We start from the raw sequence: 20,539 nt of genomic DNA on the forward strand, positions 1-20,539 counted from the left end.
AGAACGCCATGACCAGTTCCCACTCCGGCCGCATGCGGCTGGTGGCTCTCGGGGCCGGAGCCACGCTTCTCACCGGCGCGATCTTCGCGGGCTCCGTGATCGCCAACCAGTCGGCGAACGCCGTCGGGTCGACGAGCCCGGTCCCCGTGTCGCGGACGGTGGAGGCCGCCACGGGCATCCGGGTGCTCGCCGCCCATGTGGTGGGCGCCGGCGGCATCGTCGAGCTGACCTACCAGATCCTCGACCAGGAGAAGGCCTCCATCGTCGAGGGCGACGTCACCCGGACGCCGCTGCTGCGCAGCCAGTCCAACGGCCACACCCTCCAGGACACGGCCGCCATGCGGCACGGTCACACCCTGCGACCCGCGGGGACCTACTTCCTCCTCTACTACAACAAGGACGGTGCCGTCCGCGTGGGTGACAAGATCGACGTGGTCATCAACGGCACCACGCTGTCGGGGGTGCCGGTCACGTGAGCCGCGCTGCTCGTCGACTCACCGCGGTCCTGGTGGCGGTCCTCGCCGCCATCGGGCTCGCCGTGCTCCCCGCCGGTCCGGCCTCGGCGCACGCCTACGTGCTGTCGAGCACCCCGGGTGACGGGCAGCGGGTGGAGACGAGCCCGCGCGAGGTCACCCTCACGCTGTCCGAGAACGGCGACCCCGAGTCCGTCGTCGCGTCCCTGGTGGGGCCGGCCGGGCCGGTCGCCACACTCGGTGCGGCGTACGTCAAGGGCGCCGACCCGCAAGGCCACCAGGTGCTCGCCATCCCGGTCGGCAGCACCCTCGATGCCGGCCTCTACCGGCTCTCCTTCCAGGTGACGTCGACCTTCGACGGCCACACCACCGAGTCGTGGCTGCTGTTCGGCGTCCGCACGGACGTCGCCTCGCCCATCGGCGTCGACAACGCCGTGAGCACCAACGCCCTCTCGGACACGCTGCGCGGCGCCTTCGAGGGCACGCTGCTCATCGCCGCGGGCATCGCGTTCGGGCTGCTCGTCCTGACGCCGCTGTCCGCGGGCCGCGGCCGTCGCACGGCCCGCGTCGCCGGCACGGTCGCGGTCGTCGCGGCGCTCGCGGTCGGTGCGGAGTGGCACAACGGCAACGGCCTGCTCGTGGCCTCGTGCGGCGTCGTCGGCGCCGCCCTTCTCACCCTGCTGGCGACCCGTCCCGGGCTCGGGGGCCGGGCGCGCCTGGCCGCCGCCTGCCTCGGGCTCGTCCTCGCCGTCGCGCCCCTCGGGCTCGTCGGGCACGCGGCCGCGCAGGGCCCGCTGATGACCGTGGTCGCCGTGCTGCACATGGTCTCCACGGCCGCCTGGGTGGGCACCGTGGTCGCCGGTGCGATCGTCACGCGCGGCGTCGCGCGCGAGGAGCGGCGCGAGGTGCTGCGCCGCACCTCGCTCGTCGGCACCTCGACGTTCCTGGTGGCACTGATCACCGGTCTGCTCATGGGCAACGCGATGGTGCCCTCGCTCGGCGGCCTCACCGGCTCGACGTACGGCCAGGCGCTGGTGGTGAAGACGCTGCTGGTGCTGGGCGTGCTCGCCCTCGCGCTCCTGTCCCGCGAGCGCCTGCGCTTCGGTCGCACCACGCCGATGCTGCCCGAGGCCGTGGTGCTCGTGGCGGTGGCGGTGATCGGCGTCTTCGTCGCCACGCAGGCGCCGCCGCTGTCGGCCCGCTACCAGCCGCTGCCGAGCACGTGGTCGGTCGACACCGCGCCGTCCGCCACGCAGGTCGACGACCTGCTCGTGAGCGCGAGCATCGACCCCAACACCCCCGGGACGCGGTTCCTCGTGGTGCGGGTCGACAACGTGCGGCGTCCCGCGCCGGCACCGGTCACCGCCGTGTCGGCGGCGGTCGGCGACGGCGACCTGGTCCCGCTCACGCGCGGCGAGGACGGCCAGTGGACGACCTCGGTGTCGGTGCCCGCGGCGGGTCCGCTCTCGCTCACCGCCGTGGTGTCGCGTCCGGGCATGCCCGACGCCGTGGCCGACACGACCTGGACCGTCGGCCCCACCCCCGGCGAGTACGCCGGCGGCTCGCCGCTCACCCTTTACGTCGCCGGCGCCATCGCCGGCCTGCTCGGCGCCTGGCTGCTGCTCCTGCTCGTGGAGGGCTACCTGCGTCCGCGCGAGTCGGAAACGGCCGTCGGCGCGGACGAGCTCGCCGAGCAGCTCACCGTCTGACCCTCGTGCGCCGGGCGGGCGGCGGGTCGTGTGCGGCGTGGGACGGGTCGCCCGTCCCTCCGGGCGGTCAGGCTTGATCCCTGCGGGCCGGGCGACCCGCCCCCCGCCCTCGGGTTCGCTTCTGTGATGTCGTGAGCCCCTTCGGGCCGGGCGACCTCATCCCGTCTTCGTCTGCCTGTGGTGTGCGGGTCGTCTTTGGCGTGGGGCGGGTCGCCCGTCCCTCCGGGCGGTCAGGCTTGATCCCTGCGGGCCGGGCGACCCGCCCCCCGCCCCCTCGTGCGGCCGTGATGCCGTGGTCCGTCCGGGCCGGGCGACGCGTCACTGATGCCTGTGGGGTGGCTCGTGCGGCGGGCTGCTAGTCGTGGTCGGGGCGGCGCAGGCGCTTGATCTCGCCGCGGCGCTTCTTCGCGTCGATGCGGCGCTGGCGGGAGCGGGCGCTGGGCCGGGTGGGCACGCGCGGCCGGGGCGGCGGGGCGATGGCGGCGGCGAGCAGGTCGGCCAGCTTCTGCTCGGCGGCCTGGCGGTTCTGCCACTGGCTGCGCTGCTCGGAGGCCGACACGGTGAGGACGCCGTCCACGAGGCGGTCCTCGAGGCGCGCGATCGCGCGCTCGCGCAGGGCGGGCGAGAGCGCGGTGGTGCGGGAGACGTCGAGGCTGAGCTCCACGCGCGAATCGGTGGTGTTCACGCCCTGGCCGCCGGGACCCGACGAACGCGAGAATCGCCAGGAGAGCTCCGCCTCGGGGACGACGACGGAGCCGCGGATCCTCAGGTCGCCCGGCATGCCCCCAGGATGCCTGACGCGGCGGCCCGCGTCGGGCGGGTTGCCGGCCGCCGCCGGGGCCCGGACGTCGGGCGACGGCGGATACCGTGGGGCGGTGCTCGCGCTGCTGCTCACCCGCAAGTGGGTGGGGCTCACGGTGCTGGTCGTCGTGCTGATCGTCGGGTTCGGCGCCCTGTCTGCGTGGCAGTGGCAGCGCGCTCAGCGCCAGGACGTCGCCGCGCCCGTGCCGTCGTCCACGGTGCTCGGGGAGGCGGGGCTGGCGACGTCGGACTACGGCACGCGGGTGCAGGTGAGCGGTCGCTACGACGCCGCCCACCAGACGCTGGTGCAGCACAGCCCCACGTCGTACTGGGTGGTGACCCCGCTCGTGCCCGACGACGGCCGCGCCGTGCCGGTGGCGCGGGCCACGGTGAGCAGCCCGCAGGACCCCGCGGTGCGCGACGTCACGGCGGGGACGGTGGACGTCGTGGGGGTGGCGCAGCCCTACGAGGGCGATCCCGGCACGCCGTCGGCGCTGCCGCCAGGCCAGGTGCCGCGCCTGACGTCGGCCGCGCTCGCCCTGCCCTACCCGGTCACCGGTGGGTGGATCGCGCTGGAGTCGCAGGAGCCCGCGGCGGCGGTGGCGGCGGACCCGGTCGTGCCGCCGGTGGGCAGCTCGGCGCCGTCGCCGCTGAGGCTGCAGAACCTGTCCTACGCGGTGCAGTGGGTGCTCTTCGCGGGCTTCGTGATGTTCTTCTGGTGGCGGATGTTCCGCGACGACCTGCGCGGCACCGGCCGACGCCGACCCCCGCAGGGCGCGCCCCCGGTGCGTGAGGTGTACTGAGCGGGCAACGAGGTGCGGGACGCCGGTCCTGCCGTAGCGAAGGAGAGGTCGGACGACGTGGCTGTCCGCACTGCCGAGTCCGTCCGGGGCGCGCTGCTGCGCTACCGCGTGATGGCGTTCGTCGTCGGCGTCACGCTGCTGCTGTTCTGCGTCGCCATCCTTCTCAAGTACGTCACCCACACGATCGAGAGCGACTCGGTGATCGCCATCGCGCACGGGTGGCTGTTCATGATCTACGTGCTGCTCGGCCTCGACCTCGGGTTCCGGATGCGCTGGTCGCTCGGGCGGCTCCTGCTCATGACCGCGAGCGGGATGATCCCGTTCCTCTCGTTCTACGCCGAGCACCGGGTGACCCGCTGGGTCCGTGACGAGCTCGGCGAGCCCGCACCGCGGGGTGCGGCGGCGCCGGCGGGCGAGGGGTCGGGCACCGGCGCGTAGGACCGCCTCCGCGCGACCCTGGCGAGTCTGCTGCGGGCGCTGCGGGCGGTAGCGTGCCGGGATGGCGACCACCGCAGTGGGGGAGGGCACCGACCGGCGCACCGTGCGCCAGGGGCTCCTCTGGGCGCTGCTCGGCGTCGTCCTCTTCTCCTTCTCGCTGCCGCTGACGAAGGTGGCCCTCGAGGGCTTCGACCCGTTCCTCACCGCGACCGGCCGCGCGCTCATCGCCGGTCTGGTCGCCTCGGTGGTGCTGCTGGTGCGGCGGGTGCCGTTCCCGCCCCGGCACCTGCTGCGGCCGCTGCTGTTCACGATGGTGGGGGCGGTCTTCGGCTGGCCCATCCTGCTGGCGCTGGCGCTGCAGCGGACGACGTCGGCCCACGCCGCGGTCATCGCCGCGTTCATGCCGCTGACCACCGCCCTCATCGCCGTGCTGCGCGCGGGCGAGCGGGTGCCGCGCCAGTTCTGGGTCGCGGCCGGTGCGGGCACGGCCGCGCTCGTCGCCTTCGCCCTCACGCGGGGCGGCGCCGAGGGCGGCGACCTGGTGGCCGACCTGCTGATCGTGGGGGCGGTGCTGTTCTCGTCGTCGTGCTACGTGCTGGGCGCGCAGGTCACCCGCGTGATGCCGGGATGGCAGGTGATCTCCTGGGTGGTGGTGCTCGCGCTGCCCGTGACGCTGCCGGCCTCGCTGCTGATCTGGGCGGGCACCCACGCGCAGTACGACCCGGGCGCGTCGCAGTGGCTGGCCATGCTGGGGCTGGGGCTCTCGTCGATCTACCTGGCGTTCTTCGCCTGGTACCGCGGCCTCGCGATGGCCGGCGTCGCCTACGGCGGCCAGGTGCAGCAGCTGCAGGCGCTGCTCACGCTGGTGTGGTCGGCGCTGCTGCTGGGGGAGACGGTGACGCTCGCGACGATCGGGGCAGCCGCGGTCGTCATCGCCTGCGTCGTCTGGGCGCAGCGCGCCCGGGCCGCTCCGGTGGTGGCGCCGGAGGAGTGAGGCTCAGCGCCGGCGCACCAGCCTCTTGACGCGGGTGGTCAGGCTGCTGGCCGACTGCTTCACGATCACGTTGCGCACGGGGCGGCTGTAGGCATTGAGCGCGTCGTCGTGCGCGGCTATCAGGGCGACCGCCGCCGCCTGGAGGCTGTCCTGCTCCTGCGGGGTCACCGCCGAGGCGTCGACGTCCTCCTTCGCGATCGACTGGGGCCGTAGGTCGTCGAGGTCCCCCACGACGCGCAGGTCCATCCCGCGCAGCGCGGCGATGTCCTCCTCGGCCCAGCCCTCGAGGGTCTCGCGCCAGGACGCGGGCACCAGCACGCGCTCGCCGCGCTCGGACGGGTCCCGCTTCGCCAGGCCCTCGTGCAGGATCGTGCTGATGAGGCGGCGGGCGTAGCGGGAGTCCTTGCCCTGCCGGCGCATCTCGAGGTTGAGGGTGCGGACGAGGCGGGTCTCCGGGCCGGTCAGGGCCAGGTTGGCCTCCGACGGCGGCACCTCGGGGGCGGCCACGAGGTCGGGCTCGGTCCAGCCCGCGGCCTCGACGAACCGGGCCCAGAGCGCGTCGGGGGAGCCGCCGGACCTCGGCAGCGTGACGAGGACCACCTCGTCGACGACGTCGAGCGCCTGCCAGCGGGCCACCAGCGCGGGCAGGTCGTGCATCCGCCAGAACTCGCCCTCGCGTCCGGGGCGCTGGTCGGTGACGCGCTGGAGGAACGGGGTGAGGCCCTCGGCGTTGCCGGTCTTGTAGACCTGCGTGATGTGGCTGGGCAGCAGGCGGCCGAGGTCGCGGCCGGTGACCACCACCCGCACCGGGCGGTCCGGGAAGAAGTCCGTGACGCGCTTCACGTCCTCGTCGACGACCGAGCAGAGCGCCTCGGCGGACACCAGAACAGGGCCGTCCCATGCGTTGACCTGCGAGATCAGCGCTTCGCCCTGCGCGGCCTTCTCGGCCTGGAGCTCGGGGGAGACCCAGGGGACCGCGCCGCCGATGAGGCCGAAGAAGGCCTTCTCCTGGTTGAGGACGGAGCCGGGGTAGAGCCAGCCGTGCTCGGCGAGGGTGTCCCGCCGCTGCTGGAAGCCGGCCTGCAGGTAGGTGGTCCCGGTCTTCAGGGGGCCCACGTGGAGGACCAGTCGCTGCGTCACGTGGAAAAGGCCTCTCGTCGTTCGGGGAATGTCGACCGTACCAGCGGCCGCGCCCCCTGTTGCGCGTTCCGGCGAGGGCACGGAGGTCCGGTAACCTGTGCTGCGCGCGCCGCGACCCGTCGGCTGCTGCGATCCGGCGATGTCCTGTATGTCCCGTACGAGTCAGGGGTGGGTGCGTGCTTGACCTCCTGGACGCCCTCGAGGCCGAGGCGATCTGGGCTCTCCGCGAGACGGCGGCGGCGTTCCGCAAGCCCGTGATGCTCTACAGCATCGGCAAGGACTCCGGGGTGCTCCTGCACCTGGCCCGCAAGGCGTTCCACCCAGGGCCGATCCCGTTCCCCGTGATGCACGTCGACACCACGTGGAAGTTCCGGGACATGATCATCTTCCGCGACCGCATGGCCAAGGAGTACGACCTCGACCTCATCGTGGCCACCAACCACGAAGCGGTCGCCGAGGGTGTGACGCCGTTCACCCACGGGGCGCAGGAGTACACGCGGCTGATGAAGACCGTCACGCTGCGCGCGGGCCTCGACGAGCACGGGTTCGACGCCGCGATCGGCGGCTCGCGCCGCGACGAGGAGCGCAGCCGCGCCAAGGAGCGCATCTTCAGCCTCCGCATGCCCGGGCACCGCTGGGAGCCGCGCCGGCAGCGGCCGGAGCTGTGGCGCACCGTCAACACGACGCTGGCCGAGGGCCAGACGATGCGCACGTTCCCGCTGTCGAACTGGACCGAGCTCGACGTGTGGCGCTACGTGCGCCGCGAGGGGCTCCCCGTCGTCCCGCTGTACTTCGCCGCCGAGCGGCCCACTGTCGTGCGCAACGGCTCGCTCATCGTCGTCGACGACGACCGCATGCCGCTCGAGCCGGGCGAGCAGCCCCAGATGCGCATGGTGCGGTTCCGCTCCCTGGGCTGCTACCCGCTCAGCGCCGCGGTCGAGAGCGACGCCGACACGCTGGACGCCGTCATCGCCGAGATGGAGGCGAGCAACGAGTCCGAGCGCGCGGGCCGGCTCATCGACGGTGACGGAGGTGCCTCGATGGAGGCCAAGAAGGTCGAGGGCTACTTCTGATGGCACTCGCACCGCTCATCCGGGTCGTCGCCTGCGGCAGCGTCGACGACGGCAAGTCCACGCTGATCGGCCGGCTGCTCGCCGAGACCGGCTCCGTCCCCGAGGACCAGCTGCACACCGCGCGCACGGTGCGCCGCGCGGGCTCCACGATCCCCGCCGGCGAGATCGACTTCTCGCTGCTCACCGACGGCCTCGAGGCCGAGCGCGAGCAGGGGATCACGATCGACGTCGCCTACCGGCACCTGCTGCTGCCGTCGGGGCGCCGCGCGGTGATCGCCGACGCGCCGGGCCACGAGCAGTACACCCGCAACATGGCGGTCGCGGCCTCCACCGCCGACGTCGCCGTCCTCGTCGTGGACGCCGAGCGCGGCGTGCGCCGGCAGACCTTCCGCCACCTGACGATCTGCGCGCTCATGGGCGTGCGCCACGTCGTGATCGCGGTCAACAAGCTCGACCTCGTCGGCTACGACCGCGAGGTGTACGACCGCATCGCCGGCGACATCGCCGGCGCGGCCGCCCGCCTGGAGATCCCGCGGGTGCAGGTGGTCCCGGTGAGCGCGCTCGGCGGCGACAACGTCATCGACCGCTCCGTCACGATGACGTGGTACGGCGGCCCCACGGTGCTCGAGTCGATCGAGGCCGCGGACGCCGACCAGGTCGGCGACGACGAGGTGCGCCTGCCGGTGCAGACCATCGTGCGCGCCCCCGGGTTCCGCGGCGTCGCAGGCACGCTGGCGAGCGGGAGCGTCTCGGTCGGCGACAAGCTGGTCGTGTCGACCCGCGGCGAGACCGCCACGGTCACCCGCATCGCCTGGCTCGGCGGCGACCGCGAGACGGTCACGGCGGGCGAGGCGGTGTGCTTCGAGCTCGAGCCCGAGATCGACGTCGCCCGGGGCGACGTGCTCGTGGGCCACGCCGGCGTCTCGGTCCCGGCCGACCGGTTCTCCGCCGACATCGTGTGGATGGGCGAGCAGCCGCTCGCGCACGGCCGCTCCTACCTGCTCGTGTGCGGGCCGATCACCGTCCCCGTCACGGTCACCGCGGTGCGGCACAAGCTCGACGTCGAGAACGGCCGTCAGGGCGCGGCGCGCGTGCTGACCCTCAACGAGGTCGGCCGCATCGAGATGGCCACCGACCGGCCGGTCCCGCTCGACCCCTACCAGCTCAGCCGGCACACCGGCGGTTTCGTGCTCGTCGACCGGCTCTCAGCCGACACGGTGGCCGGCGGCATGGTGCGCTTCGCCCTGCGCCGGTCGTCCAACGTCACGGCTCACGCCTACGAGGTCGACCGCTCCGCCCGCGAGCGGCTCAACGGCCACCACGCCAAGGTCGTGTGGCTCACCGGTCTGTCGGGCTCGGGCAAGTCGACGATCGCCGACGCCGCCGAGCGCGCCCTGCACGCGCAGGGCGTGCGCACCTTCGTCCTCGACGGCGACAACGTGCGCTCCGGGCTCAACAAGGACCTCGGGTTCACCCCGGAGGACCGGGCCGAGAACGTCCGTCGCGTGGCCGAGGTGGCCAAGCTCATGATGAGCAGCGGCGTCGTGGTGCTCGTGGCCCTGGTCTCGCCGTTCCGCTCCGACCGGCGCAACGCGCGCGACCTGTTCGACGCCGGCGACTTCGTCGAGGTGTTCGTCGACACGCCGCTCGACGTCTGCCGCGAGCGCGACGTGAAGGGCTTGTACGCCAAGGCCGCAGGCGGCGAGCTGCCCAACCTGTCCGGTGTCGGCCAGGACTACGAGCCCCCGCTCGACCCCGAGCTCGTGGTGAGCGGCACCGGTGACGTCGAGCGCAGCGTGGAGGCGGTCGTCGCGGCGGTGCTCGCGTCCGGCGACTCATGATCGAGTGGTACGACGTCCTCCTGGCGCTCGGTGGTCTCGTCGCCGGGATGATGGTCGGCCTCACCGGGATGGGCGGCGCCGTCCTCGTGACCCCGTTGCTGGTCCTGGGGTTCGGGGTGCCGGCCGCCGCCGCGGTCTCGAGCGACGTGGTCGCCAGCGCCGTGGTGAAGCCGGTCGGCTCGCTCGTGCACATCCGTCGGGGCACCCCGCACTGGGGCCTGGCGCTGTGGCTGTCGGTGGGCTCGGTGCCGGGCGTGCTGCTCGGCACGCTGGTGTTCTCGCGCGCGTTCTCCGAGGCGTCGTCGGCCGACACGCTCAAGACCATCATCGGGTGGGTGCTCATCGCGGCGCTGGTCGCCATGGTGGCGCGCACCTTCCTGCGCCGTCGCAGCGCCGCCATGGACGTGCCGGACGAGGTGCTCACCGGCCCGCACGCCCCGGTGAAGCGGGTGCTCACCACGCTGCTCGGCCTCGTGGTCGGCGTGCTCGTGGGCATCACGTCGGTGGGCTCGGGCTCGCTCATCGTGACGTCGCTGCTGCTCATGTACCCCCTGCTGCGACCGTCCGTGCTCGTCGGCACCGACCTGCTCCAGGCGGTGCCGATGCTCGTGGCGGGCGCGATCGCGCACGCGAGCCTCGGCGTCGTCGACTGGCGCATCACGCTGGCGCTGCTCGTGGGCCAGGTGCCGGGCGTGTTCTTCGGCGCGCGGCTGTCGTCGCGCTACGACGGTCTGGCGCTGCGCCACCTGCTCATGGTGGTGCTCGCGGCCACCGCGCTGAAGCTGCTCGGCGTGCCCACCGCGATCTGCGGCGCGATCGCCGTGGTGGGCGTGGCCGTGCTGCTGGCCCGGGTGGTCGCCGAGCGTCGGCAGCGCGGCAGCGTGCCCAGCGCCTCGCACTGATCGGACGACGGCACCGCGGGGCTCACCCCGTCGTGTGCCGTCCCGGTGCCGCCGCCTCCGCGGCGTCCGCTCCGTCGCCGGCGTCGTTGCTCCCGTCGGTGCCGCGCCACGCCACGAACGCGGCGGCCACGAGCAGCACGACCGAGCCGACGACCACCGCCGCGGAGACGCCGTCGACGAACGACTGCTTCGCCGCGGCGGCGAGGGCGGCGCCGCGCGGGCCGAGCTGGTCGAGGGGCGCGTAGGAGACGAACGCCACGGAGTCGAGGGCTGCCTGCGCGAGGCGGTCGGGCAGCCCGGCCACGGCGTCGGTCATGCCGCTGCGGTAGGCGGAGTTGAGCACGCTGCCCAGCACGGCGATCCCGATGGCGCTGCCGAACTCCCGCGAGGTGTCGTTGACGGCCGAGGCCACGCCCTGCTTCGCCGCGGGCAGCGACCGGACGATGGCCGTGGTGGCGGGCGTGGCAGCCAGGGCCATGCCGATAGCGAAGAAGACCAGCCCGATCGCGAACAGCCAGTACGCGAGGTCGACCTGGATCCGGGAGATCACCAGGAAGCCGATCGCCATGCTCACCAGGCCCAGCGACGCGATGCGGCGGAAGCCGAAGCGGTCGGCGAGGCGCGGCGCCTGGCGGGCCAGCGGGATGAGCACGAACGGGAGGGGCAGCAGGCACACCGCGGACATCAGCGGCGACAGGCCCACCACGAACTGCAGGTACTGCAGCGTGATGAAGAAGAACCCGAACGCGGCGAAGAACTGAACGGTCAGCGATGCCGACCCGGTGCCGAACCCCCGGAGCGTGAACAGGCGCGGGTCGAGCATGGGGGAGTCCTTGCGCAGCTCGCGCAGCACGAACAGCGCCAGCGCGACGACGCCGACGACGAGCGCCCCGACGACCATCGGGTCGCCCCAGCCCTGGGTGGGTCCCTCGATGATGCCGAAGACCAGGCCGGAGACGCCGATGAGCGACAGCAGCGCGCTGAGGGCGTCGAGCGCCGGCGGGTGGTCGTCGCGCGAGCCCGGGACGAAGGCGAGCGTGCCGGCGAGCGCGAGCACCGCCAGCGTCACGTTGAGCGCGAAGAACGAGCTCCACGAGAACCACTGCAGCAGCAGGCCGGACGCGAACAGCCCGAGCACGGCGCCGCCGCCGGCGACGCCGACCCACAGCCCGACGGCGCGGCCGCGCTCCTCCTCGGGGAAGCTCGTCGTGATGATCGACAGCGTCGTCGGCATGGTGAGCGCCGCGCCCACGCCCATGACGGCGCGCACGGCGATGATCGTCTGCGGGTCCGTGGTGACGAGCGCGACCGCGGCCGCGGCGCCGAACACGACGAGCCCGGCCACCAGGGTGCCGCGCCGGCCGTACCGGTCGCCCACCGCGCCGGCGAACAGCAGCAGCCCCGCGAACACCACGGTGTAGGCGTCCACGATCCACTGGAGCTGGGTCTGCGTGGCGCCGGTGGCCACGGCGAGGTCGGGGAGCGCGACGTTGAGCCCGCTCACGGCCGAGACCACCATCATGAGCGCGAGTGCGACCACCACGAGGACGAGCCGTCGCCGGCGCGGGTCGGTGATGAGCTGGTCGGGCATGGCAGGCTCCTAATTCCACGGATGTGGAATTAAGGTAGGGCTGCGTGAGAGCGCCGTCAACCCTCGCCGCGACACGCCCTGCGGGACGCCTAGGGTGACGGGTCAGGAGGTGGCGATGACCGGCCGTTCGCGTCCGGGGCGACGGCCCGGGAGCCCGGGTACGCGCGCGGCGATCCTCGACGCCGCGCGCAGCGCCTTCGCCGAGGGCGGCTACGACCGCACCACCGTGCGCGGCATCGCCGAGCGCGCCGGCGTCGACTCCCGCCTGGTGACCCACTACTTCGGCACCAAGCAGCGGCTCTTCCTCGAGGTGGTCGAGCCGCCGGTGGACCCGGCCACCAGCATCGGGCCGATCCTGCGCGACGCCGCGGACCCGGCCGCCGCGATCGCCGCCTTCCTCGTCGGGCTGGTCGACTCCGACGAGACCGGACGTGTGATGGCCGGGATCGTGCGGTCCGCGGCGTCCGACGAGGACGCCGCGGTCCTGGCGCGCGGGCTGATCGTGAGCCGCATGCTCGCCCCGGTGGCGGCCCTGCTCGAGGGCGAGGACGCCGAGCGCCGCGTGTCGCTGGTCGGCTCCCAGGTGGTGGGGCTGCTCATGGCCCGGCGCATCGTCGGCGTCGAGCCGCTCGCCGGGCTCGCCACGCAGGACGTCGTCACCGCGATCACCCCGGTGGTGCGCCACTTCCTCTACGGCGACCTCCAGGACGCCGGCGCGCCGCCGCGGGCCCGCCGCGGCCGGACGACGGCACCGGCCGCCCGCACCCGCCGCTGACAGGGGACACTCGGCGCATGGAGACCTCGCGCACCGAGTCCACCCTCGTCGGCGACGAGCGCCGGCAGCTCCAGGCGTTCCTCGACGACAACCGGGACGAGGTGGCCGCGCTGCTCGACGGGATGACCGAGGAGCAGGCGCGTCGCCGGCTCGTGCCGTCGCGCACCACGCTCGCCGCGATCGTGAAGCACTGCGTCTTCGTCGAGAAGGCCTGGTTCCAGGTGTCGCTGGCCGGCCGCACCCGCGCCGAGCTCGGCCTGCCCGAGGACGCCGACGACAGCTGGGTGCTCGAGGACTCCGACACGGTGGCGTCGCTGCTCGACGAGCTGGCGGCGGCGCGCGCGGAGTCCGACCGTGTGGCTGAGGAGTACGGGCTGGACGACCTGGCGCTGCACAACCGGCGCGGCCCGCTCACGGTCCGCTGGGTGTACGCGCACATGATCGAGGAGCTCGCGCGCCACGCGGGCCACGGCGACATCCTGCGCGAGCAGATCCTCGCCGCCGACGGCCCCGACGCCTGACGTCGTCCCCCGTCGCCGCGCGCACCGCGCGCCCGGGATGCGCCCCACGACGGCTGTGCGAGGCTGGCAGGACGAACCGCGAGCGAGAGCGAGGCTGGCGTGGCGAACCGGTTGGCCGGGGCCTCGAGCCCGTACCTCCTCCAGCACAAGGACAATCCCGTCGACTGGCAGGAGTGGGGCCCGGAGGCGTTCGAGGAGGCGCGTCGACGGGACGTGCCGATCCTGCTGTCGGTCGGGTACGCCGCCTGCCACTGGTGCCACGTGATGGCGCACGAGTCCTTCGAGGACGCCCAGGTGGCGGCCTACCTCAACGCCCACTTCGTCGCCGTCAAGGTCGACCGCGAGGAGCGGCCCGACGTCGACGCGGTCTACATGAGCGCGACGCAGGCGCTGACCGGGCAGGGCGGCTGGCCGATGACGGCGTTCCTCGCCCACGACGGCAGCCCGTTCTACGCGGGCACCTACTACCCGCCGCAGCCCCGTCACGGCCTGCCCTCGTTCGCCCAGCTGCTGGAGGCGATCTCGCGCACCTGGCGCGAGGACCGTGCCCGCGTCCTCGAGGCCGGCTCGCGCATCGCCGCGGCGCTGCGCGACCAGGCGGCCGTGCCCGAGGGCTCGGCGGTCGCGCCGGACCCGGTGGCCGAGGCGCTCGACTCCGGCGTCGACGTCCTCGCCGGGCAGTACGACGCCGTCCGCGGCGGGTTCGGCGGCGCCCCCAAGTTCCCGCCGTCGATGGTGCTCGAGGCGCTGCTGCGCCACCACGCCCGCACAGGCGACCCGCGGGCGCTGGCGATGGTGCAGGGCACGTGCGACGCGATGGCGCGCGGCGGGATGTACGACCAGCTCGCCGGCGGCTTCGCGAGGTACTCGGTCGACGCCGGCTGGGTCGTGCCGCACTTCGAGAAGATGCTCTACGACAACGCGCTCCTGCTGCGGGTGTACGCGCACCTGTGGCGGGCCACCGGCGACACCACCGCCCAGCGCGTCGTGCGCGAGGTGGCCGAGTTCCTGCTGCGCGACCTGCGCACCGCGGAGGGCGGCTTCGCCTCCGCGCTCGACGCCGACGCCGACGGCGCGGAGGGCACGACGTACGTCTGGACGCCGCAGCAGCTCGACGACGTGCTCGGCGCGCAGGACGGCGCCCGCGCCGCGGACCTGCTCGGCGTCACCGCGAGCGGCACCTTCGAGCACGGCACCTCCGTCCTCCAGCTGCGCCGCGATCCCGTCGATCCGGCATGGTGGGAGGGCGTGCGCGGCCGGCTGCTCGAGGAGCGCGCCGCGCGGCCGCAGCCCGCGCGCGACGACAAGGTGGTCGCGGCGTGGAACGGCTGGGCGGTCGCCGCCCTCGCCGAGGCCGGCGAGCTGGCGGGGGAGCCGCGCTGGGTGCGCGCCGCGCAGGAGGCGGCCGAGCTGCTGTGGACCCTGCACCGCACACCCGCAGGTCGGTTCCTGCGCGTCTCTCGCGCGGGCCGCGCGGGCGGGCACGACGCCGTCCTCGACGACCTCGCCGGCATGGCGGAGGGCTTCCTCGCCCTGCACCAGGTGACCTCGTCGCCGGCCTGGCTCGAGCGGGCGGGGCTGCTGCTCGACGAGGTGCTGCACCGGTTCCGCGACCACGCCTCGGGCGGCTTCTTCGACACCGGGGAGGGCGCCGAGTCGCTCGTCGTGCGGCCCCAGGACCCGACCGACAACGCGACGCCGTCCGGCTGGTCCTCGGCGACCGGGGCGCTGCTCACCTTCGCCGCGCTCACCGGCTCCGAGCGTCACCGCAGCGCGGCCGAGGAGTCGCTGGCCCCCCTGGTCGCGCTCGCCGGCACCCACCCGCGCTTCGCCGGCTGGGGGATGGCGGTCGCCGAGGCCTGGCTCGACGGCCCGCGCGAGGTGGCCGTCGTGGGGCGGGCGGGGCCGGGCCGCGACGCCCTGCGGGCGGCCGCCTGGCGCAGCCCGGCACCCGGCGCGGTGATCGTGGTGGGCGAGCCCGGAGACCCTCACCCTCTGCTGGAGGGTCGCACCGAGGTCGACGGCGCGGCGGCCGCCTACGTGTGCCGCCACTTCGTGTGCGACCGGCCGGTGACCGGGGCGCAGGCCCTGACCGCCGCCTTGGCACCGAGCCCGGCTACGCCGTGAGCGGAGCACCTGGCTGCAAGACCGTAATCATGTAATCCTCTCGCCATGAGCACAGCAGAGGAGATCCGGGGCTGGCTGACCGGCCGGCTCCCGCAGGAGTGGTTCGACGGCACCCCCGAGGTGACCGTGGACCGCGAGGAGATCACCGTCGTCGGGGCGCTGCGCGTGCCCGACCTGGCGGACTCGGCGTCCGACGCCGAGCGCGCGGCGGCCATCCGGGGCCGGGTCACCGGCTTCCGCGAGGACACCCGCGAGCACCGCATCGAGATCGCGCGCGAGCTCGAGCACCGCACGGGCCGCAAGGTGGCCTGGGGGGTGAGCGTCGGCGAGGACCGCGTGCTGTTCACCACGCTGTCCGTGCCGGTGATGACGAGGCTGCGCCAGCCCGAGCGCGGCGTCCTCGACACCCTCGTCGACGCCGGTGTGGCGCGGTCGAGGTCCGAGGCGCTGGCGTGGTGCGTGAAGCTCGTCGGCCGCAACACCGACGAGTGGCTCGGCGCGCTGCGCGAGGCCATGTCGGAGGTGGAGCGGGTGCGGTCGCAGGGCCCGTCCGCCTGAGCGGCGCGAACCTGCCGCACGCGCCCGGAGGGGCCGTCCCGTCGACGTCGACGCGGGCGGCCCCTCCGGCGGTTCAGGCGGTGTAGAGCACGATGCTCACGGCGACGTACTGGAGCACGAACCCCGCGACCGTGAACGCGTGGAAGATCTCGTGGAAGCCGAACCAGTCCGGGCTCGGGTCCGGGCGCTTGAGCGCGTAGACGACGCCACCCATCGAGTAGCACAGCCCGCCGGCGGCGAGCAGCACCACCACAGCCGGTCCGGCCGCCTCCCAGAAGGCAGGCAGGTAGAACACCGCCACCCAGCCCAGGGCGATGTAGAGCGGGGTGTAGAGCCAGCGCGGCGCACCGACCCACAGGACCCGGAACGCCACACCGGCCAGCGCTCCGCCCCACACGACGAGCAGCAGCGTGCGGGCCTGGTCGGGCGGGAGCAGCGCCACGGCGAACGGCGTGTAGCTGCCGGCGATGATGAGGAAGATGTTCGAGTGGTCGAGCCGCTTGAGGGCTCGCGACACCCGTGGCCCCCAGTGGATGCGGTGGTACGTCGCGCTGACGGAGAACAGCAGCACCGCCGAGGCGCCGTAGACCGCGGCGGCCCACCGGTAGCCCGCCGGTGCGAGCACCACCAGCACGATCGACGCGACGAGGGCCACCGGAGCCATGCCGGCGTGCAGCCACCCGCGCAGCCGCGGCTTGGGCGCCGTCGGCTCGGAGGCGGCCACGGCGGCCAGGTCCGGCTCCTCGATGCTGCGCTCGGTCATGTACGCGAGAGTAACTTACGCAACCGTAGGTTTGTCCAGCCGGCGTGGCGCGGGAGCGCGGATGGTCGCTGAGAGGTCCGGTCGACGCGGTGCCCGCGGGGGTGGAAGGTACCCTCGCGCCAGGGCGACGGCCGGTCCGGCCGGCGTCGGGACGAGGGAGGTTCCGTGGGTCTGACCGACCTCGTCTACGGCGTCTACGAGCGCCGCATCGCGGCCTCGCTCGACCCGGCCCGCGTGCCTCGTCACGTGGGCGTGATCCTCGACGGCAACCGGCGGTGGGCGGCCACGCAGCGGTCCACCACGGCGCACGGGCACCAGGCCGGCGCCCGCCGCATCGAGGAGTTCCTCGGGTGGTGCGACGAGGCCGGCGTCGAGGTCGTCACGCTGTGGCTGCTGTCGACGGACAACCTCGCGCGTCCCACGGAGGAGCTCGAGCCGCTGCTGCGCATCATCGAGGAGACCGTCGAGACCCTGGCCGCGCAGGGCGAGTGGCGGGTCCACCCGGTGGGCGCCACGGACCTCCTGCCGGCGCAGACCGCGGCCGTGCTGAAGAAGGCCGAGTCCGACACCGCGGCGCGCACCGGGCTCCTGGTGAACGTCGCGGTGGGCTACGGCGGGCGCCGCGAGGTCGTGGACGCCGTGCGCGCCCTGCTCGCCGACGCCGCCAGCAAGGGCACCACGCTCGACGACCTCGCGACGGTGCTCGACGTCGAGCACATCGCCGAGCACCTCTACACCGCGGGCCAGCCCGACCCCGACCTGGTGATCAGGACCTCGGGCGAGCAGCGGCTGTCCGGGTTCCTGCTGTGGCAGTCGGCGCACTCGGAGTTCTACTTCTGCGAGGCCTACTGGCCCGACTTCCGCAAGGTGGACTTCCTGCGCGCGCTGCGGTCCTACGCCGCGCGCGGCCGCCGCTTCGGCGCCTGAGCGCCGCGACGTCGTCCCGCACGTCGGGACTCGCGGTCCCGCCCCGGAAGGTGCTGTGCCCGCGGGCGTTCCCGACTGTTCACCCAGCGGACGGCGTGGCGCCCCGGGCGGGCTCGGGCCTGGGCCTAGCGTGCTGGCATTCGGGCCGGTGCCCGGCCGGCCCGCACCAGGGGAGGCCCTTGTGCCCAACGCTCGTCGCCGTACGACGTCCGCCGCAGCCGGCACCGAGGTCCGCACGTACGTGCTCGACACGTCGGTGCTGCTGTCCGACCCCCACGCCCTGCTGCGCTTCGCCGAGCACGAGGTCGTGGTCCCGGTCGTCGTCGTCGTCGAGCTCGAGGCCAAACGGGCGCATCCCGAGCTGGGGTACTTCGCGCGCCAGGCGCTGCGGCTGCTCGACGACCTGCGCGTCGAGCACGGCCGGCTCGACCACCCCATCCCGGTGGGCGACCTCGGCGGCACGCTGAGGGTCGAGCTCAACCACACGGACACCTCGGTGCTGCCCAGCGGCTTCCAGCTCGGCGACAACGACACGCGCATCCTCGCCGTCGCCCGCAACCTCGCCGCCGACGGCCACGACGTGGTCCTGGTGAGCAAGGACCTCCCGATGCGGGTCAAGGCGTCCTCGGTCGGGCTGACGGCGGAGGAGTACCGCGCGGAGCTCGCGGTCGAGAGCGGCTGGACCGGCATGGCCGAGCTCGACGTCGCGGGCTCCGACGTCGACCGGCTCTACGAGGAGGACCGCATCGACCTCGACGCGGCGCGCGAGCTGCCGTGCCACACGGGCCTGGTGCTCGTGTCCGAGCGCGGCAGCGCGCTGGCTCGGGTGACCGCGGACAAGCAGATCCGTCTCGTGAGGGGCGACCGTGAGGCGTTCGGGCTGCACGGCCGCAGCGCCGAGCAGCGCGTGGCGCTCGACCTCCTGCTCGACCCCGACGTCGGCATCGTGTCGCTCGGCGGTCGCGCCGGCACGGGCAAGTCCGCGCTCGCCCTCTGCGCCGGACTCGAAGCGGTGCTCGAGCGCCGCCAGCACCGCAAGGTCATCGTGTTCCGCCCGTTGTACGCCGTGGGCGGCCAGGAGCTCGGCTACCTGCCGGGCAACGAGGGCGAGAAGATGTCTCCCTGGGGCCAGGCCGTCTTCGACACGCTGGGCGCACTGACGACGCAAGAGGTCGTCGAGGAGATCGTCGACCGCGGCATGCTCGAGGTGCTGCCGCTCACCCACATCCGCGGACGCTCCCTGCACGACGCGTTCGTCATCGTCGACGAGGCCCAGTCGCTCGAGCGCAACGTGCTGCTCACCGTGCTCTCGCGCATCGGGCGCGACTCGCGCGTGGTCCTCACCCACGACATCGCCCAGCGCGACAACCTCCGCGTGGGCCGCCACGACGGCGTCGTCGCGGTCACCGAGAAGCTCAAGGGGCACCCGCTGTTCGCCCACATCACGCTCACGCGCAGCGAGCGCAGCCCGATCGCCGCTCTCGTCACCGAGATGCTCGAGGACCTGCCCGTCTGAGCACCCCGTCGCGGCTCTGACGAGGCCCGGAAGTCCCTGCCCCACAAGGACTTCCGGGCCTCTCTGTTCGCGGCGTCAGACCACGGCCCGGAGCCGCCGCGTCGCGGCTCATCACGAGTGCGTCACGGTGCTGTTCAGCTGAAGAAGCCGTAATCGCTTGGGGCGCAACGGGTTTCATGATCGGCGACCCGGCGTGTCGAACTGGCGATCATGGACGGTGCTGTGCCACGATGCGCGCACGCCCGGACCGGGCCTCCCGACGACCTGCGCAAGCGGCTCCCTCGGGCGCCTCACAGGCCCCGTCCATGACGCGCAGCGGCCTCGTCGACCGACACTCCGTCACCCGTCTGTCCTGTGGCCCACGTCACAGAGCGTGTCCGGTGTGCCCGGGTACGTGCGGAAAGCCCTGTGGACAAGGCCTCGACCCCGACATGAGCAGTGGCGGTCGAGGTCGCTCGTCGTGGGAGGAGCCCGGCAGGGTGGTCGGCGTTGTCGACCCCCGTCCGGGGTCGGGCGGGCCCTTCGTCCCTGTGGCCGTACGTCGGCCTCGGTGGGATGCACGGTGGGGTGGGGCCGTCGATCCGTCGATCGAGCGCCCGACGCCGTTCGCCCCGGGGGTCGTGATCGCAGGGCGCCGGGCGCGCCCCTGCCGACCTGAAGGGCTCGAGGTGAGAGCGTCCCGCACGACCATGAGCACCCCGCGTCGCGCGGCGGTGGTGGCCATCGGAACGGTGGCCGTCAGCGCCGCCGCGGCGTTCGGGCCCTCCCAGGTGTCGGTCGAGGCCTTCGCCGCGAGCTCCTCGGTGTCCCCCCAGGTCGTCAACGACGCGGCCAGGGCCGGGGCGCTCGCCGCCGCCGGCAGCTCCGCCGTCGGCGCCAGCGCCCAGCACCGTCCCGGCGCCGTCCCGAAGCCGACCCGTGCCAAGGCGAGCACCGTGGCGCCGTACTCCTTCGGCACCCGGGACTACAGCCAGTGGTGGGCGCGCAAGCTCATGGCCAAGCGGGGATGGACCTCCACGGCGCAGTTCCAGGCGCTGGTCAAGCTGTGGGACCACGAGAGCCACTGGAACTACAAGGCGCACAACAACTACTCGGGCGCGCACGGCATCCCGCAGGCGCTGCCCGGATCGAAGATGGCGAAGATCGCCGCCGACTGGCGCACCAACCCCATCACGCAGATCAAGTGGGGTCTGATGTACATCGCCGGCCGCTACGGCACGCCGACGGCCGCGTGGGCGCACTTCCTGCGCCACGGCTGGTACTGACCTTCCGCCTCTCCCGGCGCTCGCTCAGGTGCGGGGTCGGGTCGCCCGTCTCTCCGGGCGGTCAGGCGTGATCCCTGCGAGCCGGGCCGACGTTCGCGAGGGCGCGGGGTCGGGTCGCCTGTCTCTCCGGGCGGTCAGGCTTGATCCCTGCGAGCCAGGCGACCCGACCCCGCTCGTGACGCCTGGGCCTTGTCGTGCGAGCTGTTGCGTTGGTCGCTGCGTCTGAGTGCACGTGCCGACGTTGCCGGGGGCGCGGGGTCGGGTCGCCTGTCTCTCCGGGCGGTCAGGCTTGATCCCTGCGAGCCAGGCGACCCGACCCCGC

At 73.8% G+C, this 20,539-nt stretch carries 19 protein-coding genes; 15 read left to right on the forward strand and 4 right to left on the reverse strand.

Features of this window, described 5'->3' with window-relative positions:
• Positions 1 to 8: 8 nt before the first annotated feature.
• Both GC157_12035 and GC157_12040 read left to right on the forward strand, forming a co-directional pair.
• On the forward strand, positions 9 to 476 hold the full coding sequence (locus tag GC157_12035) for a hypothetical protein (protein MBI1378196.1): 468 nt from the start codon (positions 9 to 11) through the stop codon (positions 474 to 476).
• Positions 473 to 2,182 (forward strand): hypothetical protein, encoded by a 1,710-nt coding sequence (locus tag GC157_12040; protein ID MBI1378197.1) that lies wholly within the window; start codon positions 473 to 475, stop codon positions 2,180 to 2,182. The genes GC157_12035 and GC157_12040 overlap by 4 nt, the downstream gene beginning before the upstream one ends.
• 355 nt (positions 2,183 to 2,537) lie before the next feature.
• Here the strand turns inward: GC157_12040 and GC157_12045 are convergent, their stop codons facing one another.
• Positions 2,538 to 2,963: an aminoacyl-tRNA hydrolase gene (locus GC157_12045; GenBank protein ID MBI1378198.1), complete on the reverse strand. Its 426-nt coding sequence runs from the start codon at positions 2,961 to 2,963 to the stop codon at positions 2,538 to 2,540.
• Between GC157_12045 and GC157_12050 the strand changes: the two genes are divergently transcribed.
• The 3 genes from GC157_12050 to GC157_12060 all read left to right on the forward strand — a co-directional run bounded on the left by GC157_12050 (position 2,962) and on the right by GC157_12060 (position 5,218).
• On the forward strand, positions 2,962 to 3,786 hold the full coding sequence (locus tag GC157_12050) for a hypothetical protein (protein MBI1378199.1): 825 nt from the start codon (positions 2,962 to 2,964) through the stop codon (positions 3,784 to 3,786). The genes GC157_12045 and GC157_12050 overlap by 2 nt on opposite strands.
• Positions 3,787 to 3,897: 111 nt before the next feature.
• Positions 3,898 to 4,224 (forward strand): DUF3817 domain-containing protein, encoded by a 327-nt coding sequence (locus tag GC157_12055; protein MBI1378200.1) that lies wholly within the window; start codon positions 3,898 to 3,900, stop codon positions 4,222 to 4,224.
• Between the two features lie 61 nt (positions 4,225 to 4,285).
• Positions 4,286 to 5,218 (forward strand): EamA family transporter, encoded by a 933-nt coding sequence (locus GC157_12060; GenBank protein MBI1378201.1) that lies wholly within the window; start codon positions 4,286 to 4,288, stop codon positions 5,216 to 5,218.
• 3 nt (positions 5,219 to 5,221) lie between these two features.
• Here the strand turns inward: GC157_12060 and GC157_12065 are convergent, their stop codons facing one another.
• Entirely contained in the window at positions 5,222 to 6,358 is a 1,137-nt protein-coding gene (locus tag GC157_12065) for a hypothetical protein (protein ID MBI1378202.1), read from the reverse strand.
• 188 nt (positions 6,359 to 6,546) lie between these two features.
• Here GC157_12065 and cysD point away from each other — a divergent pair, with 188 nt between their 5' ends.
• From cysD to GC157_12080, 3 genes are read left to right on the forward strand one after another with little or no spacing between them, the layout of a single operon-like run.
• A complete protein-coding gene (gene cysD, locus GC157_12070) occupies positions 6,547 to 7,431 on the forward strand; it encodes a sulfate adenylyltransferase subunit CysD (GenBank protein ID MBI1378203.1) in 885 nt (294 codons plus the stop codon).
• A complete protein-coding gene (gene cysC, locus GC157_12075) occupies positions 7,431 to 9,272 on the forward strand; it encodes an adenylyl-sulfate kinase (GenBank protein MBI1378204.1) in 1,842 nt (613 codons plus the stop codon). The genes cysD and cysC overlap by 1 nt, the downstream gene beginning before the upstream one ends.
• A complete protein-coding gene (locus tag GC157_12080; protein MBI1378205.1) occupies positions 9,269 to 10,174 on the forward strand; it encodes a TSUP family transporter in 906 nt (301 codons plus the stop codon). The genes cysC and GC157_12080 overlap by 4 nt, the downstream gene beginning before the upstream one ends.
• A 22-nt stretch (positions 10,175 to 10,196) precedes the next feature.
• Here the strand turns inward: GC157_12080 and GC157_12085 are convergent, their stop codons facing one another.
• On the reverse strand, positions 10,197 to 11,765 hold the full coding sequence (locus GC157_12085; protein MBI1378206.1) for an MFS transporter: 1,569 nt from the start codon (positions 11,763 to 11,765) through the stop codon (positions 10,197 to 10,199).
• 115 nt (positions 11,766 to 11,880) lie between these two features.
• Here GC157_12085 and GC157_12090 point away from each other — a divergent pair, with 115 nt between their 5' ends.
• The 4 genes from GC157_12090 (at position 11,881) to GC157_12105 (ending at position 15,746) form a co-directional block, all read left to right on the forward strand.
• The gene (locus GC157_12090) at positions 11,881 to 12,540 is read left to right on the forward strand and encodes a TetR family transcriptional regulator (protein MBI1378207.1); all 660 of its coding nucleotides are present in this window, start codon (positions 11,881 to 11,883) and stop codon (positions 12,538 to 12,540) included.
• A 17-nt stretch (positions 12,541 to 12,557) separates the two neighbouring features.
• On the forward strand, positions 12,558 to 13,061 hold the full coding sequence (locus GC157_12095; protein MBI1378208.1) for a DUF664 domain-containing protein: 504 nt from the start codon (positions 12,558 to 12,560) through the stop codon (positions 13,059 to 13,061).
• Between the two features lie 99 nt (positions 13,062 to 13,160).
• Positions 13,161 to 15,188, forward strand: a complete 2,028-nt coding sequence (locus GC157_12100; GenBank protein MBI1378209.1) for a DUF255 domain-containing protein — start codon at positions 13,161 to 13,163, stop codon at positions 15,186 to 15,188.
• Between the two features lie 45 nt (positions 15,189 to 15,233).
• Positions 15,234 to 15,746 carry a hypothetical protein gene (locus GC157_12105; protein ID MBI1378210.1) on the forward strand — a complete coding sequence of 171 codons (513 nt, stop codon included), beginning with the start codon at positions 15,234 to 15,236 and terminating at the stop codon, positions 15,744 to 15,746.
• Positions 15,747 to 15,819: 73 nt separating this feature from the next.
• On the opposite strand, the gene GC157_12110 is transcribed toward GC157_12105, so the two are convergent.
• Positions 15,820 to 16,509 carry a hemolysin III family protein gene (locus GC157_12110; protein MBI1378211.1) on the reverse strand — a complete coding sequence of 230 codons (690 nt, stop codon included), beginning with the start codon at positions 16,507 to 16,509 and terminating at the stop codon, positions 15,820 to 15,822.
• Positions 16,510 to 16,674: 165 nt separating this feature from the next.
• Here GC157_12110 and GC157_12115 point away from each other — a divergent pair, with 165 nt between their 5' ends.
• The 3 genes from GC157_12115 (at position 16,675) to GC157_12125 (ending at position 20,217) form a co-directional block, all read left to right on the forward strand.
• Complete coding sequence (locus GC157_12115; protein MBI1378212.1) at positions 16,675 to 17,436, forward strand: isoprenyl transferase; 762 nt, start codon at positions 16,675 to 16,677, stop codon at positions 17,434 to 17,436.
• Positions 17,437 to 17,617: 181 nt separating this feature from the next.
• Entirely contained in the window at positions 17,618 to 18,952 is a 1,335-nt protein-coding gene (locus GC157_12120) for an AAA family ATPase (GenBank protein ID MBI1378213.1), read from the forward strand.
• A gap of 689 nt (positions 18,953 to 19,641) precedes the next feature.
• Entirely contained in the window at positions 19,642 to 20,217 is a 576-nt protein-coding gene (locus GC157_12125; GenBank protein ID MBI1378214.1) for a hypothetical protein, read from the forward strand.
• The last annotated feature ends 322 nt before the right edge of the window (positions 20,218 to 20,539 follow it).

This window comes from Frankiales bacterium (assembly GCA_016125335.1).
Classification (GTDB): Bacteria; Actinomycetota; Actinomycetes; order S36-B12; family CAIYMF01; genus Longivirga.

What these genes read in the sequence shown, in the direction of transcription:
- GC157_12035 (MBI1378196.1), top strand. Translation starts at nt 9, where the DNA reads ATGACCAGTTCCCACTCCGGCCGCATGCGGCTGGTGGCTCTCGGGGCC.
- GC157_12050 (MBI1378199.1), top strand. Translation starts at nt 2,962, where the DNA reads ATGCCCCCAGGATGCCTGACGCGGCGGCCCGCGTCGGGCGGGTTGCCG.
- GC157_12045 (MBI1378198.1), bottom strand. Translation starts at nt 2,963, where the DNA reads ATGCCGGGCGACCTGAGGATCCGCGGCTCCGTCGTCGTCCCCGAGGCG.
- GC157_12055 (MBI1378200.1), top strand. Translation starts at nt 3,898, where the DNA reads ATGGCGTTCGTCGTCGGCGTCACGCTGCTGCTGTTCTGCGTCGCCATC.
- GC157_12060 (MBI1378201.1), top strand. Translation starts at nt 4,286, where the DNA reads ATGGCGACCACCGCAGTGGGGGAGGGCACCGACCGGCGCACCGTGCGC.
- cysC (MBI1378204.1), top strand. Translation starts at nt 7,431, where the DNA reads ATGGCACTCGCACCGCTCATCCGGGTCGTCGCCTGCGGCAGCGTCGAC.
- GC157_12080 (MBI1378205.1), top strand. Translation starts at nt 9,269, where the DNA reads ATGATCGAGTGGTACGACGTCCTCCTGGCGCTCGGTGGTCTCGTCGCC.
- GC157_12085 (MBI1378206.1), bottom strand. Translation starts at nt 11,765, where the DNA reads ATGCCCGACCAGCTCATCACCGACCCGCGCCGGCGACGGCTCGTCCTC.
- GC157_12090 (MBI1378207.1), top strand. Translation starts at nt 11,881, where the DNA reads ATGACCGGCCGTTCGCGTCCGGGGCGACGGCCCGGGAGCCCGGGTACG.
- GC157_12095 (MBI1378208.1), top strand. Translation starts at nt 12,558, where the DNA reads ATGGAGACCTCGCGCACCGAGTCCACCCTCGTCGGCGACGAGCGCCGG.
- GC157_12105 (MBI1378210.1), top strand. Translation starts at nt 15,234, where the DNA reads ATGAGCACAGCAGAGGAGATCCGGGGCTGGCTGACCGGCCGGCTCCCG.
- GC157_12110 (MBI1378211.1), bottom strand. Translation starts at nt 16,509, where the DNA reads ATGACCGAGCGCAGCATCGAGGAGCCGGACCTGGCCGCCGTGGCCGCC.
- GC157_12125 (MBI1378214.1), top strand. Translation starts at nt 19,642, where the DNA reads ATGAGCACCCCGCGTCGCGCGGCGGTGGTGGCCATCGGAACGGTGGCC.